The organism is Amycolatopsis sp. FBCC-B4732, from assembly GCF_023008405.1.
Lineage (GTDB): Bacteria > Actinomycetota > Actinomycetes > Mycobacteriales > Pseudonocardiaceae > Amycolatopsis > Amycolatopsis pretoriensis_A.
In genome coordinates, this window is the sequence record NZ_CP095376.1 from 2770155 (window position 1) to 2785295 (window position 15141).

A 15141-nucleotide genomic window follows, 5' to 3' on the forward strand; every position below is an offset into this window, starting at 1 on the left:
CGGTCACGGCCGGACGTTCGCCGCGACGCTGTCGAAGTCCGTCGGGAGCAGCGTGAACAACCGCCGCACGGCGCGCGACGGCCCCGCTTCGACGCTGAGGCGCGCGCCGGTCGCGTCGGCGAGCAGCTGAGCCCGCAGCAGGGAGTTCAGGCCGGCGACGGAGAAGAACGTGACCCTGGAGAGGTCGATGACGACCTCTTCGATCGGCACGTGGACGCGGGACTGGAGGACTTCGTCCAATTTCCGCGCGGTGCCGAGGTCGACTTCGCCGGACACCTCGACGAAGACGGTGCGCGCGGCGGGGTGGCGCACGCGCACGGACATGTGGCCGCCGACCGTCAACCGGCCGGCGAGCTCGTGGTCGGCCGAGCGTGGTTCGGGAACCATCACGGCACACCCTTTCCTCGGGCAGCGGGGGCGAACCGGACGTTCGGGACGGGATGCCAAAGGCAGCCTGCCGGCCCGGAGCGCGGGAACGTCCGGCAGCGGCTGACGGCTCAACCGTGAACCCCCAGCATAGTGCATCTGCACTAGACGGGCCACCAGGCATAAACCGGTGGACAGCGTGGTCGTCACGCGGTGTGATGGGCCGCGACCGACCGCCGACGTGGGGGAGTGCCTTGGTCACGGGTGACCTGTCTTCCGGGGAAGCCACCATCACGCTGCCGGTCGTCCGGCAGCTGATCGACACGCAGTTCCCGCGGTGGGCGCACCTCCCGCTCGAGCCGGCGCCGTCGCAGGGCGTGGACAACGCGACCTACCGGCTCGGCCCGGAGCTGTCCGTGCGGCTGCCGCGGTACGCGCGCTGGACCGGGCAGGTGGCGCGGGAACAGGAGTGGCTGCCGAAGCTGGCGCCGCACCTGCCGCTGCCGGTCCCGGTTCCGCTCGCCGAAGGAAAACCGGGAGCGGGCTACCCGTTCCCGTGGTCGGTCCTGCGCTGGCTGCCCGGCGACGCGGTCGACCCGGACACCGGCACGGCGGGTGAGCTGGCGGGGTTCTTCGCCGTGCTGCAGCGGATCGACGCCACCGGCGGCCCGCAACCCCAGTGGAGCAACGGTTTCCGCGGGGTGGCCATGACCGACGAGCGCGACTCGGCGATCGCCCCCGCCCGCCTCGCCCCGCGGATCGAGGCCCTGGCGGGACTGATCGACCTCGACGCGGTGGCGGCGGTCTGGGAAGCGGCCCGTGCGGCACCGCCGTGGGCCGGCCCGCCGGTGTGGATCCACGGCGACCCGGCCCCGGGCAACCTGCTGGCCCGCGAAGGCCGGGTGAGCGCGGTGATCGACTTCGGCACGCTCGCGGTCGGCGACCCGGCGTGCGACCTGATCGTCGCGTGGTCGGTGCTGTCCGCGGCGGAACGACGGGAGTTCCGCGCGGAGCTGGACATCGACGACGCCACGTGGGCCCGCGGCCGCGGCTGGGGGCTGACCGCGGTGCTGCCCACCCGCGCGGAGCTGACCGGCCCCACCGCGGCCCGGGCCCGGCGCCGGCTGGACGAGCTGGTGGCGGATCATCGGATGCCGGCGGTCCGGCATCGCGCGTCCGAGGTCCGGTGACCACGGCCCGGCTGCCGAACCACCGGCGACGTGCGAGACCAGCCGCGAAGCCACCCAGGGAGGTCGCATGCCCACCACGGTCGTCAACCTGAAGGGGCACCGGGACGACCCGGAGTACGCCGACGTCGTCTACGTCGGGCGGGCCATGCACCGCGGCGGCTGGCACCTCGAAGGCTCGAAGCTCGCCAGTCCCTTCCGGCCCGGTCCGGACGGCTCGCGCGAAGACGTCGTCGCCCAGTACCGCGAGCACCTGCTGTCGCGGCCGGATCTGCTCGCCCTGCTGCCCGGGCTCCGCGGCCGCCGCCTCGGGTGCTGGTGCGTCCCCGAACCGTGTCACGCCCAGGTCATCGCCGAACTCGCGGATCACGGGGGGTAACGAAACGCACCCCCTCCGCGAGTAACCTGACACGAGGGGGTGATCGATGGTGTCCGCGCGGCGGCACGGGGGCTTCGACGAGGCCGAACTGCCCGAGACCCACCGGATCAGGTGGTGGCTGGCGGCCGGGGTGGCGGGGCTCGTCGCCGCCGGGTTCGCCGTCGTGCCGTACCTGCCGTTCTTCCAGACCTGGACCTTCGTCCGCGACCCGAAGGTCGCGAGCGTCATCACCTGGACCGTCCTGCAAACCTCCGTCGTGCTCGTCTCCGTCGTGCTGACGCTGTACTTCGTCGGCAAAGCGCGGCTCGAAGCCGCCGCCTACCGGGCCAACCAGATCGACATCCGGCTCTTCGCCGACGAACGGCCCGAAGGCAGCCACGACCGCGAGATCGACTCCGCCGTCGAACTGACCGCCACCTTCAAGCGGTTCCTCAACGATTCGCGCCTCTACACGCCGACCCCGGTGCCGGGCGTCGGCAGTTCGTACGACTTCATCCAGATCGTCGAGCACGCCGGCGACTCCGCCGACGGCTGGTGGAAGGCCGCGACGAAGCTGATCCGGCTCGCGCAGCCACCCGCCGCGTTCACCGTCAGCGGCACCATCCGGCCGGGCAACACGAGCGGCCGCTACCAGCTCATCCTCGAGCTCGTCCGCGTCCCGCGCTTCGCCGCGAGCCCGCTCGTCATCGAGGACGAGAACTGGGCGCGCGTGCTGCACCGCGCGGCGAACGCCGTGGCCGCGCTGGTCATCCCGCGCAGCGCGTACGTCCGCACGAACATCCACTGGGTCGCCTGGCGGGACGCGAAGATCCCCTACGAACTCTTCGACGCCTACCAGCGCGCCAACCACTTCATCACCTACCGCCGCTACGACGAAGCCCTCGCCGAGTACTACCGCGCGGTCAGCCTCGATCCGGCGAACGTCTACATCAGACTCGAGATCGCCGCGCTCCAGGAGCAGCTCGACCTCCACCTCGACGCGCTCGCCACGTACGACGACGTGATCACCGTCTGCAGCCGGGGTCACCCTACGCTGGCCCGCTGGTGGATCGGCCCCGACTTCGCGCGCCAGCCCCGGCACGACACGCGCGGCCGCGAAGTCGCCCTGCTGATCGCCCGCTACCGGCACGCGCTCGTGCTCGGGCACGGCGATTCCGTGGCCGGCTCCTGGTGGGTGCGGCGCACCACCGCGGGCGTCCCGGGTGACGCGCGGGCGCAGCGCCGCACCGAACTGCGGGCCGCGATCGAGCTGCGCTTCCGCCGCTACGTCGACCTCGACGTCCGGACGCAGCGGTACGCGATCCCGCGCGAGAAGCGGCTGGCGCTGCACCGGCGCGTGCTGCGCGTGCCGGTCGAGGAACTCGTCGTCCAGGAGGCGACCCCGGCGCAGCTGGCCGAGTACAACCAGCGCGCCGCGGAAATGCGGTCCTACCTGGGCGCGCTCTCGCAGTACGAAATCGAACGGCTCATCGAGGACTACCGCCGGTTCGGCAGGCGCTGGCGCCGCAGCTGGCAGCAGCTGACCAACCGCGCGCTCGACCTGTCCCTGGTGTGGGCGGTGCTGCGCCGGGCGATGGCGGACATCGAGCCGGTCACCGGCGCCGTCCCCGAACCGCAGCCCGCCTACCCCGGCAGCCGCGTCCGGCTGGCCGACGTCTGCCCGGACCGGCGCTGGCCGCCGGACCCGCGGGCGCTCGACGCCACCGTCGAGGCCGCCGGGCCGCGCAGTTCGTGGGAGGAGTGCTACAACGCGGCGAGCGTGTACGCGGTCGCGATGCTCGAAGTCGGCCCCCGCGGCGAACGCGACCTGCGCGACCGCGCCCGGAATCCCCGCCTGGAAGGCGAAGCGCGCGACGAAGTGGCCCGGCGCGCGGTGCGCGAGCTCTACCAGGCGGCGACGATCAGCCACAGCGGGCGGCTCCCGGAGCGCCGTTCGTGGGTGATGGGGGAGGACCCCGACCTCGCGGCGTTGCGCGGGCACGAACTGTTCCGCGTCTTCGAGATGGTCACCTTCTCCCCGGACCGCGCGGCGCCGCTGCGCCCGCAGCGCGCCCACGTGTGGGAGCAGGTCAGCTACGTCCGGCAGCTGGTCGCCGAGATCGCGGGCTGCCGCGCGCACTTCTGGCGGACGCGGCCCGAGGAGCCGGCACCGGACAGCCGGACCGTCGACCGCCGGCGCGCCGCGGACCGCGACGCCTGGCGGAAGCTGACCGCGCTGGCCACCGGGAAGCAGGACTGGTACACGCGCTACCAGGCGATCTGCGCGTTCCGCGAGTGGTCGGCCGAGTCCGGCTACCCCGGGTCGATCTCGGGTTTCCCGCTCTACAGCGAGGAACGCCTGCACGCCCAGCTGCGCGGCGCGGCGGGCCGGCGCGGGAAGACCGGGCTGGACGCGAACGTCGTCGTCCGCGAATACGTGCGCCTGTGCGACCAGCGCCTCGACCAGCTGGTCGCCGACATCGCCGAACTCGAGCACACTTTGGTCGCGGAGGACGACTACGCCGCGCGCGCCCAGCTGTGGGCGGCGCTGTGCTCGTGGTTCGACGACGACATCGCCGACGGTTCGTCCGCCGGCGAGCGGCGTGAGCGGTTCCGCAAGCTCGCGCGGCCCTAGGACGGCCGCGTGTAGCGGTGCTTCACCCCGACCGGGAAGTACTCGGGATCCCCGGCCGGGCGCAGCACGACGTCGGGCAGCTGCCGCTCCGCCGGGACGTAGTGCGCGAACTCGCTGTTGAGCCGGACCAGTTGCGCGCGCACGGATTCCGCGATCCGGCCCGCGTCGGCACTCGCGCCCGGCGCCGTCTCGACGGTGATCCGCAACCGCCGGTCGCGGTCGGCGTCCTCGACCGACTCGATGACGAACTTGCCGGTGACGGTGTCGCTGATGCCCGGCTGCTCCAGGCCGACCGTGACGTTCTCCGGGTAGACGTTCGCGCCGAAGAACGACACCGTGAACAGCGAGCGGCCGAACACGTAGACGAACGGCAGCTCCGGTCCGGGTGGCGGCGTGAAGCCGTGGCGGGCGCAGTAGGCGAGCAGCTCGGCGTGCGGCAGGACCCCGCCGTCGTCGGCGATGTGGTAGCGGATCAGCGGGATCCCGCCGTCCGCGCTGAACACGAGCGTGCCGTCGTGCACCTCGAAGAACCGGCTCGCCGGGTCGTACTGCACGAGGGTGGGGAGCCGGGCGTCGCCGAAGACGTCGCGGGCGAGGTCCGGGTGGCCGGCGAAGAACCGGCGGATGGCCACGGACACCGGCGTTTCGGTGCCGAGCACGCCCGCGTCCGCCGTGCCGTAGAGCGAGGCGATGTCGGTGACGGGGTCGGCGACGCCGGCGCGCCGGGCGACGAGGTCGCGCCACTGTTCGCTGAACACCTCGCCGGCGAGGACGAGCTTGATCGCGTAGGCGGGCCAGTCGACGCCTCCGGCCAGGCCGGTGTCGACGACGTCCTTGACGAACGGCGGGTAGCCGAGGAGAACGACCTGCTCGAAGTGCGGCGCGAGCTCGGGGAGCACGCGCAGGATTTCGGCCTTGTTGTTGCCGGGCGCGACGACGGTGACCGGACAGCCCTTGGCGGCGAGGTGCCGCACGCACGCGGTGGTGAAGAGGCCGCCGACCCAGGTCCCGAGCGGGAAGCAGACGACGGCGAGGGTCCTTTTGCGGTCGGCGTGGAAGCCGTCGACGAGCACCTGTTCGAAGCGGCGGGCGACGTGCAGTTCGTCTTCGAGCGCGCGTGGCCAGATGGTGGGGTGGCCGCTGGAACCGGAGGAGACGGCGATCATGTCGTTGCCGTCGAAGGTCCCGCCGCGGCACAGCTCGGGCAGCGGGTACTTCCGGTGGTAGCCGGCCTTGTCGACGAGCGGGAGTGTCTTGAAGGCGGCCATCGTCGTGACGGCTTCGGGTGCGATGCCGTGTTCTTCCAGGAACTTCCGGTACGCGGGCACGGTTTCGGCGGTGCGGCGGAAGAGCTCGAGGACGTGCGGCCCGGCGGCCGGTTGCGGGGGCGCGAAGAAGGTGTCGAACGCCTGCCGCACGCGGGTCTGCCGACCGAGGTCCATGATCGGAGCATAGCGGCCGGTGCGTGTCATGATGAGCGCGTGAGCACCTCCGCGGAGCAGCACCCCGCCGGCGCGCCGTTGACCCTCTACCTGGTCAAACGGCTCGAATTGGTGATCAGGGCACTGCTCGACGACGCGCTGCGCCCGCTGGGGCTTACGACGCTGCAGTACACGGCGCTGACGGTGCTGCAGGCGAGCGGCCCGCTGTCGTCGGCGCAGCTGGCCCGCCGCTCGTTCTTGCGGCCGCAGACGATGCACGAGATGGTGCTGGCGCTGGAGAAGCGCGGGCTGATCGCGCGGACCCCGAAGGCGGGCAACAAGCGCGTCCTGCTGGCCGGCCTGACGGACGCGGGCCAGTCCCTGCTGGCCGGCTGCGCCCCCGCGGTCGGCGAGGTGGAGCACGCGCTGCTGGCCGACCTCAGCCCCGGGCAGCGTGCGACGTTCCGCGAGGGGCTGCAGCACGGGGTGACGGCGCTGGGAGCGCTGTCGGACGTCCGTCGCTCTCAGGAAAACTGATTCGGTTCCGGACGCACCTTTTTGTGGCGACCGGACGATCGGTGAGGACCGAGTGGAGTCTTCACTCAGGCTTGCTGACACTTCCGGATTAGTCCGGACGAGTGGAAGCCATAAGCGGCGCGTAGCACGGGTGTGATGCGGAACGTTGAAGGGTACGTCCCATGCCAGCGCATTCGCATCTGGAGGTTCGCCGACGTGACCCGGGCTCACGACGTGGCCGGCGCCGCCTCGGTAGCCACGCGCCGGCTACTGCTGGTGGCCGGCACGGCTGTGGGCTTGTGGCTGATCCTGTGGCTGACCTCGGGCGACGCTTCAGCGGCGACGCCGGGTGCTTCGGCGGGGGGTGGCCCGGGTGGGCTCGGGGCGGTCACGCAGGTGGTGCGTTCCGCGGCGCAGGATGCGCATTTGCCCGCTCCACTTCCGGCGGCGAAGGTTGTGCCCGACTCGGTGGCGCGGATTGCGCGCCCAGCCGCTCCGGCGGCGCACCTCTCGAGCTCGGCGGGACCGGCCTCACAGGCCGCGCCCCTGGCGGGCCCGCCGGTTCCGCCGGTGGTCGAGGCGGCGGCGAAGGTTGTGCGCGCGCCCGAGGCCGGCGCACAGGTCACCCGCTCGGCAGGGTCGGTGACTGGTGGCGTGGTTTCGGTGGTGGTCGAGCGCGCAGGGCAGCCCGCTCGCTTGGCGGGGTCCGTGGCTGCCTCGGTGGTTGAGCCGGGGCCGCGGGGTGCCCGGTCGGCGGGGTCTGTGGCTTCCTCATTGGTTGAGCTGGGGGCGCAGGCTGCCGGCTCGGCTGGTTCGGTGGCTGCCGGTGTGGTTTTGCCAGCGGCGCACGTTGCCCGCTCGGCTGGTTCGGTGGCTGCCGGTGTGGTTTTGCCAGCGGCGCACGTTGCCCGCTCGGCTGGGTCGGTGGCCGCCGGTATGGTTTCGCCGGGGGCGCACGTTGCCCGCTCGGCTGGGTCGGTGGCCGCCGGTATGGTTTCGCCGGGGGCGCACGTTGCCCGCTCGGCCGGTTCGGTGGCTGCTGTTGTGGTTGTGCCGGTGGCTGCGCAGGGAGCGCGGGCTGTCCGCTCGGCTGGGTCGGTGTCTGCTGGTGCGGTTTCGCCAGTGGTTGAGCCGGGGGCGCAAGCTGCCCGCTCAGCCGGCCCGGTGGCCGCTGGTGTTGTTTCGCCAGTGGTTTCCCAGGCTGTGCGCTCGGCCGAGCCGCTGGTCGAGCTCACTGGGCAGGCCGCTCGCGCGGCGGAGCCGGTGGCCGCCGCGGTGGTTTCGGTGGTCGGGCCCGTATCCCAGGCCGCCCGCGCTGCCGAGCCGGTGGCCGCTCTGGGGACTGCGCCGGTGGTGCGGTCCGTTGAGGCTGTCACCAAGCCCGTCACACCCGTGCTCGAGCCGATAGCGCGGGTCGTGCGCTCCGCCGAGCCGATTACCAATGCGGCTGCTGCTGTGGTCGGACCCGTTGCCTCGATCGCCGGGCCGGTCAGTGAGACCGCAGGTGTCGTCGCGGGGACCGTGCTCGACCCGGTGACCGCTGTCGTGCAAGTCGTGGCGAGGCCGTTGACCTCCACCGTCGGCGCCGTGGTGAAGCCCGTCGTGCGCGTGGTCGGGCCGGTGCTGTCGCCCGTGACCCGGACCGTCACCAAAGTTCTCGCGCCGGTGACCGATGTCGTGCAGCCCGTGGTGAACACCGTCGAGCCGATTGTCGCTCCCGTGACCGGCACCGCCGGGAACGGCGGTGAATCCCATCCCAGGCCCGTGCCCGACGTCGTCGAGCCCCCCTTGTTGCAGGGGAAGTTCGTGCCGCCGTCGCGGAAAGCTGTTCTCCCGGCGCCCGTGAACGTGACCACGCCCGGGCACAGCCGGCTGTACGACGCGGAAATCCAGCGGCCGGGGCAAAAGGCGCACCGGGCACGTCCGGCGCACCAGCCGGACCGGACGTCCCAAGCCGGCCGGGGACCCGCGAAGAACCCGCCCGCGCCGATGGCTCCCGGGGCGCCGGCGCCGTCCGATCTCGCCGGTAGTGGCGGCAGCTCCATTCCGCCCGCGTTCCTGACCTCCGACCACGGGACCCGCGACCTGCGGCCCGACGCGCGGGTGTCCGAGGACTTCGTGCCGCTCTTCCGGCCCTGCGAACCGGGCACCGGTCCCGGCTAGGCCCGTCTCGATCTTCCGCTCCGTCGCGATTCGCGGCGCGATCCGCGCTGCCCGCGACCAGAACTCGAACCGACCAACCACGCGTGGAAGAGAGACGTAATGGAAGCGAACGTGTTCGACCTCGGGAAAGTGCGAAGAGACGCGGTGGTCACCGTCCGCCTGGACGCGATGGCCAACGTCAGGCTCCTGACGGAGGTCAACTTCCAGGCATACCGGCGCCGGCAGTACTACCGGATGCACGGCGGGGTGGCCACCGCACCGATGTTCAAGATCCACATCCCCGCCAACGCCCACTGGTTCCTGGTGCTCGACGTAGAGGGGCTGGAAAACCTGCCCTTGCGCCCGCGGGTGAGCGTCGAGCCGGAACCGGCCGCCGCGGCCAAGGGACGCACGGACCGCCGGTGATCCGGTCCCTCCGCGGCCCCCGGACCCCGGGTCGCGGAGGGATCCACGTGTGGGCGCCCGGCGGCGGGGTAACCCGCGTCCGATGCAGACGTTCCTGCCTTGCGCCGACTTCACGGCCAGCGCCCGCACACTCGACCGGCGCCGGCTCGGCAAACAGCGCGTCGAAGCACTCCAGGTGCTGCGGGCGCTGGTCGTGCCGGGTTACGGCTGGCGCCACCACCCCGCGGCCAAGATGTGGACCGGCTACGAAGAAGCCCTGACCCGCTACGGCTTCGAGGTCTGCGCGGTGTGGCGCGCCCTGGGTGCGGCCGACACGTGCGCGGTGAAGCTCGCCGACGAGTACACGCGATCCCTCGGCGGCACCACGATCCGCACGCAGGCCGAGCTCGCGGCCGCCGGCGAGCTGCCGCCTTGGCTGGGCGACGACGCGGTGCACCGCAGCCACCAGTCCGCACTGGTGCGCAAGGACCCGGACCACTACGGCGCGCAGTTCCCGGACGTGGAGGCGGACTTGCCGTACGTGTGGCCGCTTTCGGACCGCCCCGCGCGCACGGCCTGAGGTCGCACCCGGCCTGGGATGGAGCTGCCCGGCGTTGCCGAAAGCGCCGGTGGCCGGCCCGGCTTACTACGCCGGAAGCCTGCGTGGGCGGACGGGGAACACCTGGGACCGACCGGGCTGCCACGAGCGGCTCGCTGCGGCCGGCGCTGCCCGGGGAGGTACTGGTCGGGTGCCGCACACCGGCGCCGCCGGCTCTCGACTGGCGCCGCCGGCTCTCGACTGGCGGCCGGGCCACTGCCCGGCCATCGCCCCGCGAGCCTGCCCGAGACCAACTTCCAGCGAGCCGGTTCTCCCGCCGCGCCACCCGACCCAGTCCACACCCTGTCCGCGGCGTCCGAATCGTCCCCGGACCTGCGGCTCCCGTGGTCCGCACCCCGCCTCCCAGCCGACCTTCGGCGGATTTACAACGTTGTACCAACGATGTAAAAGTTGGTCCGCGCCTGTTCGCACGCCGTCGAAGGGGTCACCGATGTCCTCGCCCGCACGTGCTCACCTCACCCGTCGCGACCTGCTCCGGCTCGCCGGGGGAACCGCCGCCGCCGTGGCCGCCGCGCTCTGGTTGCCCGCGACCGCCGCCGTCGCCGGGACCTTCAGCCCGATCCGGCCGCCCGCCACGCCGCTCATCGTCCGGTCGCCCTACCTGTCCACCTGGCAGCCCGCCGACAACTTGCCCGGGACCTGGGCCAGCTTCTGGACCGGGCACGTCACCGCGCTGTGCGGCCTCGCCCGCATCGACGGCGCCGCGTACGTCTTCGCCGGCTCGCCCGGGCTGCCGTCCGGTCCCGCCCTCACCGCCATGACGCAGGTCAGCCTGCAGGTCACCGGCACCCGCTCGACCTACGTCCTCACCGGCGGGGGCGTGAACCTCACCGTCACGTTCTTCTCACCGGTCGACCCGGCGAACCTGCAACGCCAGAGCGTGCCCTTCGGTTACGTGACCGTCCAGGCAGCCAGCGCCGACGGGCGCGCGCACGCCGTCGACCTGCACTTCGACACCTCCGCCGAGTGGGTGCACGGCGACACCGCGACCCCGGTCACCTGGACCCAGCAGCAACGGAACGGCTACACCCTCCTCAGCTGCACCCCCGCCGGCCCAGGCGTCCTCCAGGAGAACGGCGACCAGGCCAGCTGGGGCGCACTCGTGCTGGCCGCGCCCACGTCCGGGGTGAGCTGGCAGATCGGGCAGGACACCGTCGTGCGCGCCGCTTCGGCCGGTCAGGGTGCCCTGAACAACACGAGCGACACCGCCCAGCCGCGCGCGATCAGCGACCGGTGGCCGGTGCTCGCGTTCAACCGGGACCTCGGCACCATCCCGGCCGGTGGCTCGTCGGCGCCGTTCACGCTCTCGATCGGGCACGTCCGCACGCCCGCCGTCCGCTACCTCGGCACCACCCTGAACCCCTGGTGGACGCACTACTGGGGCAGCTGGCAGGACATGGCCGTCTGGTTCGCGAACGACTACGCGAGCGCGCTGTCCGCCGCGACCGCGATCGACCAGCGCCTGCACGACGACGCCGTCGCCGCGGCCGGGGGCGGGAGCACGGGCGAGCACTACGCCGCGATCTGCGCGCTCGCGCTGCGCCAGGCCTTCGGCGGCACCGAGCTGGTCGACCGCGGCGGCTCGCCGTGGGGTTTCCTCAAGGAGATCTCCTCCAGCGGCAACATGTCCACAGTGGACGTCACCTACCCGGCGTTCCCGGGCTACCTCTACCTTTCCCCGGCCTACCTTCGGCTGATCCTGGAACCGCTGCTCGACTACCCCGAGCACGGCGGCTGGCCGATGCAGTTCGCCGAGCACGACATCGGCGCGCACTACCCGGACGCGGCCGGGCACAACGACGGCAACGAGGAGAGCATGCCGGTCGAGGAGTCGGCCAACATGCTGATCATGGCCGCCGCGCTCGTGCAGCGGCTCCCGTCGGCCGAGGCCGTGTCTTTCGCGAACACCCACTACCGGATCCTGCGGCAGTGGGCCGAGTACCTGATCGGCGCGACCCTCGACCCCGGCTTCCAGAACCAGACCGACGACTTCACCGGCTTCATCGCCCACAGCGCCAACCTCGCGCTCAAGGGCATCATCGGCGTCGGCGCGATGGGGATCATCGCCGCCGCCGTCGGCAACGCCGCCGACGTCCAGCGCTACCGCTCGACCTCCCGCAGCTACATCAGCCAGTGGGTGACGCTCGCGCAGGACCCGTCGAACCAGCACCTCAAGCTCGCCTACGACCAGGACGGCACCTGGAGCCTGAAGTACAACGGCTTCGCCGACCGCGTGCTCGGCCTCGACCTGGTCCCGCTCGGCGTCGCGGCGCAGGAGGCCGCCTGGTACCAGGCCCGCGCGGGCGCCCACGGCGTCCTGCTCGATCCGCGCAACAACTACACGAAGGCCGACTGGGAACTGTGGACCGCGGCCTGGCTCACCGACCAGCCGAACATCCGCACCACCCTGGTCGAGGGCGTCTACAGCTTCGCGAACAGCACGCCGCAGCGGGTGGCGTTCACCGACTGGTACGTCGTCGCGGACGCGACCCAGCGCGGCTTCCAGGCCCGCCCGGTCGCCGGCGGCTACCTCGCGCTGCTGACGCGCCCGGCCGCGTCGACGACGGTGTGGCGGAAGCTGCAGAACCAGCGTTCGGGCAAGGTCCTCGCCGTCTCGAACATGGCGCTGGCCGACACCGCCGAGGTCACGCAGTGGACGGACAACGGCACGGCCGACCACCTCTGGGCCGTCGTGGACAACGGCGACGGCACCGTCCGGATCGTCAACCGCAACAGCGGCAAGGTCCTCGCGGTGCACGACCAGAGCCTCGACAACGGTGCCCACGTCCAGCAGTACCAGGACAACGGCACGCCGGACCACAACTGGCGGATCGTCGACGCCGGCGGCGGCTGGTCCAAGATCGTCAACGTCCGCAGCGGCAAGGTCATGGCCGTCGACCAGCAGTCCACGGCGGACGGCGCCCAGGTGACCCAGTGGGACGACAACGGGACACCGGACCACCTGTGGCGGTTCGTCTGACGCGGTTTGCGACACTGGCGCCGTGCGCGCCGACCCCATCCGCCGGTTCCTGGCCGAGCAAGACCCGCCGACCCCGTGCCTGGTCGTCGACACCGACGTCGTCGCCGCCCGGGCGCGGGAGTTCCGCGCGGCCTTCCCCGGCGCGCTGATCCGGTACGCGGTCAAGGCCAACCCGGCGCCGCCGGTGCTCGACGCGCTGGTGGCGGCCGGGGCCGGCTTCGACGTGGCCGGCCCCGCCGAACTGGCGCTGTGCCTGGCGCGCGGCGCCGAGCCGGCGGACATCGCCTACGGCAACCCGATCAAGAAGCCGCGGGACATCGCGTTCGCCTTCGAGCACGGCGTCCGGGAGTTCACTTCGGACGCCCCGGACGACGTCGACCACCTGGGCCGCCACGCGCCTGGCTCGGCCGTGTCGATCCGGGTGGTGTTCGACGCGCCGGACTCGGTGACGCCGTTCGGCCGCAAGTTCGGCTGCGAGCCGGCCGAGGCGCTGGACCTGGTGCTGCGCGCGGCCGCGCTCGGGCTGCGGCCCGGCATCGCCTTCCACGTCGGCTCGCAACAGCCGGACGTCACCGCGTGGGAGATCGGGATCGCCACGGCGGCGAAGCTGTTCGCCGAGGCCGGCGCGCAGGGGGTCGCGATGACGCGGCTCAACCTCGGCGGCGGCTTCGCGACCGCGCACCGGACCGGCGTCCCGTCGCTGGACGCGTACGCGACGACGATCGCGGCGGCCCTCGACACGCACTTCCCGAGGAACCGGCCCGAGCTGCTGCTGGAGCCGGGCCGGGTGCTCGTCGCCGACGCGGGCCTGCTGCGGACCGAGGTCGTGCTCGTCGCGCACCGGGGCGAGCGGCGCTGGGTGTACCTCGACATCGGCCGCTACAACGGCCTCGCCGAGGCCGAGAACGAGGCGATCGCCTACCGGTTCGAGCCGGTGGACCCGCCCGGCGGCCCGAGCGGCCCGGTCGTGCTCGCCGGGCCGACCTGCGACGGCGACGACGTGCTCTACCAGCGGACGCCGTACCAGCTGCCGCTGGCCTTGCGGACCGGCGACCGGCTCGACGTGCCGGGCACCGGGGCCTACACCGCCAGCTACGCGTCGGTGGGCTTCAACGGCATCGAGCCGCTGCGCACGTACTGCCTCGGGAGGTGGGGGGATGTCTGAGGTCGGCCGGTTCACCGGGCGGCACGTGCTGGCCGAGCTGCACGGCGTCGACCCCGGCCTGCTCGACGACCCCGTGCGGCTGGGGGAGCTGCTGCGCGCCGCGGTGACCGAGGCGGGCGCCACGGTCGTCGACGTCGTCGCCAAGCGGTTCGCGCCGCAGGGCGCCACCGTGATCGCGCTGCTGGCCGAGTCGCACGCGTCCGTGCACACCTACCCCGAGCACGGCTCGCTGTTCGCGGACGTGTTCACCTGCGGCGAGCGCGCCGACCCCGAGCACGCGCTGCGGTTGCTGGCGAAGTCGCTGGACGCCGCTTCGGTCCACCTGTCCGTCCTGCACCGCGGAGAACGCTGATGCCCCAGATCCCCGAACCGGTCGGCCCCGGCCTCACCCGCGTGTGGGAGGTCGGCGACGTCGGGTACGACGAGCGCACGCCGTACCAGCACGTGCTGATCGGCAAGACCGCGCAAGGGGTCTCGCTGTTCTGCGACGGCGAGCGCCAGAGCACCGAGGCGAGCCAGCTCGTCTACCACGAAGCTCTGATGCTGCCCGCGCTGCTGCTGGCCGATCAGGTGCGCCGGGTGCTCGTCATCGGGTCGAGCGAAGGGGTCGCCTCCCAGCTGGCGGTGGCCGCCGGGGCGGCGCACGTCGACCACGTCGACATCGACGAGCAGGCCGTGCGCGCCTGCGCCGAGCACCTGCCCTACGGCTACACGCCGGCGGAGCTGGAGCGGGCTTCGCGGGGCGAAGGCCCGATCCGGGTGTCCTTCGAGGACGGCTGGACGTTCCTGGCCGCGGCGGCGGACCAGGGGCTGACCTACGACGTCGTCGTGATCGACCTGCCGGACGAGAACACCGACCCGGACGCGCAGCACAACCGCTTGTACGGCACGGACTTCCTCACCCGCTGCGCGCGGCTGCTCGCGCCCGGCGGCGTGGTGACCGGCCAGGCGGGCTGCCCGACGCTGTGGCGCAACGAGACGCTGCGGGCGTCGTGGCGCCGGTTCCGCGAGGTGTTCGGCACGGTCCTGTACTTCGGGTCCGACGAGCACGAGTGGGCGTTCCTGTCCGGCCGCGCCGACCAGGTCGACGACCCGGGCGCGCTGGTGGCGCGGCGGTTCGCGGAGCGGGGGAGCGCGGCGGCGACGCTGGACGCCGAGGCACTCCTCGGCGGCGCGACCCCGCCGTATTCGCTCCGGCACGGGAGTGGTCCGGACCACTCTTGACCTTCGAACATCCGAGTATTCCTCGTTTTTTGCCGTGAAATTGCGGGAAATGGATTTCCCGTACTCTTCGCGGTGGTGTTACTCCGTTCAGTGGCCGTCGAATAGGTTGCGATCGCGCTACGA

General features: G+C 72.5%; 13 protein-coding genes. 11 read left to right on the forward strand and 2 right to left on the reverse strand.

Annotation, left to right across the window (positions count from 1 at the left end):
• Window positions 1-3: 3 nt before the first annotated feature.
• The gene (locus MUY14_RS11785) at window positions 4-387 is read right to left on the reverse strand and encodes an STAS domain-containing protein (RefSeq protein WP_247023013.1); all 384 of its coding nucleotides are present in this window, start codon (window positions 385-387) and stop codon (window positions 4-6) included.
• A 233-nt stretch (window positions 388-620) separates the two neighbouring features.
• Here MUY14_RS11785 and MUY14_RS11790 point away from each other — a divergent pair, with 233 nt between their 5' ends.
• The 3 genes from MUY14_RS11790 (at window position 621) to MUY14_RS11800 (ending at window position 4546) form a co-directional block, all read left to right on the forward strand.
• Complete coding sequence (locus tag MUY14_RS11790; RefSeq protein WP_247023014.1) at window positions 621-1556, forward strand: aminoglycoside phosphotransferase family protein; 936 nt, start codon at window positions 621-623, stop codon at window positions 1554-1556.
• Window positions 1557-1623: 67 nt separating this feature from the next.
• A complete protein-coding gene (locus MUY14_RS11795) occupies window positions 1624-1932 on the forward strand; it encodes a DUF4326 domain-containing protein (RefSeq protein WP_247023015.1) in 309 nt (102 codons plus the stop codon).
• Window positions 1933-1978: 46 nt separating this feature from the next.
• Window positions 1979-4546, forward strand: a complete 2568-nt coding sequence (locus MUY14_RS11800) for a tetratricopeptide repeat protein (protein WP_247023016.1) — start codon at window positions 1979-1981, stop codon at window positions 4544-4546.
• On the opposite strand, the gene MUY14_RS11805 is transcribed toward MUY14_RS11800, so the two are convergent.
• Window positions 4543-5988, reverse strand: coding sequence for a phenylacetate--CoA ligase family protein (locus MUY14_RS11805; protein WP_247023017.1), 1446 nt, complete (start codon window positions 5986-5988; stop codon window positions 4543-4545). The two genes, MUY14_RS11800 and MUY14_RS11805, sit on opposite strands and share 4 nt — an antisense overlap.
• A gap of 39 nt (window positions 5989-6027) precedes the next feature.
• Between MUY14_RS11805 and MUY14_RS11810 the strand changes: the two genes are divergently transcribed.
• The 8 genes from MUY14_RS11810 (at window position 6028) to MUY14_RS11845 (ending at window position 15018) form a co-directional block, all read left to right on the forward strand.
• On the forward strand, window positions 6028-6504 hold the full coding sequence (locus tag MUY14_RS11810) for a MarR family winged helix-turn-helix transcriptional regulator (RefSeq protein WP_247023018.1): 477 nt from the start codon (window positions 6028-6030) through the stop codon (window positions 6502-6504).
• A gap of 1167 nt (window positions 6505-7671) precedes the next feature.
• Entirely contained in the window at window positions 7672-8646 is a 975-nt protein-coding gene (locus MUY14_RS11815; RefSeq protein WP_247023019.1) for a hypothetical protein, read from the forward strand.
• A gap of 99 nt (window positions 8647-8745) precedes the next feature.
• On the forward strand, window positions 8746-9051 hold the full coding sequence (locus MUY14_RS11820; protein ID WP_247023020.1) for a DUF1883 domain-containing protein: 306 nt from the start codon (window positions 8746-8748) through the stop codon (window positions 9049-9051).
• Window positions 9052-9133: 82 nt separating this feature from the next.
• On the forward strand, window positions 9134-9610 hold the full coding sequence (locus tag MUY14_RS11825) for an MSMEG_6728 family protein (RefSeq protein ID WP_247023021.1): 477 nt from the start codon (window positions 9134-9136) through the stop codon (window positions 9608-9610).
• A gap of 469 nt (window positions 9611-10079) precedes the next feature.
• A complete protein-coding gene (locus MUY14_RS11830) occupies window positions 10080-12629 on the forward strand; it encodes a glutaminase domain-containing protein (RefSeq protein ID WP_247023022.1) in 2550 nt (849 codons plus the stop codon).
• A 22-nt stretch (window positions 12630-12651) separates the two neighbouring features.
• Window positions 12652-13794 carry a type III PLP-dependent enzyme gene (locus MUY14_RS11835; RefSeq protein ID WP_247023023.1) on the forward strand — a complete coding sequence of 381 codons (1143 nt, stop codon included), beginning with the start codon at window positions 12652-12654 and terminating at the stop codon, window positions 13792-13794.
• Window positions 13787-14146 (forward strand): adenosylmethionine decarboxylase, encoded by a 360-nt coding sequence (gene speD, locus MUY14_RS11840; RefSeq protein ID WP_247023024.1) that lies wholly within the window; start codon window positions 13787-13789, stop codon window positions 14144-14146. Before MUY14_RS11835 ends, speD begins: the two co-directional genes overlap by 8 nt.
• Complete coding sequence (locus MUY14_RS11845; protein ID WP_247023025.1) at window positions 14146-15018, forward strand: spermidine synthase; 873 nt, start codon at window positions 14146-14148, stop codon at window positions 15016-15018. Before speD ends, MUY14_RS11845 begins: the two co-directional genes overlap by 1 nt.
• The last annotated feature ends 123 nt before the right edge of the window (window positions 15019-15141 follow it).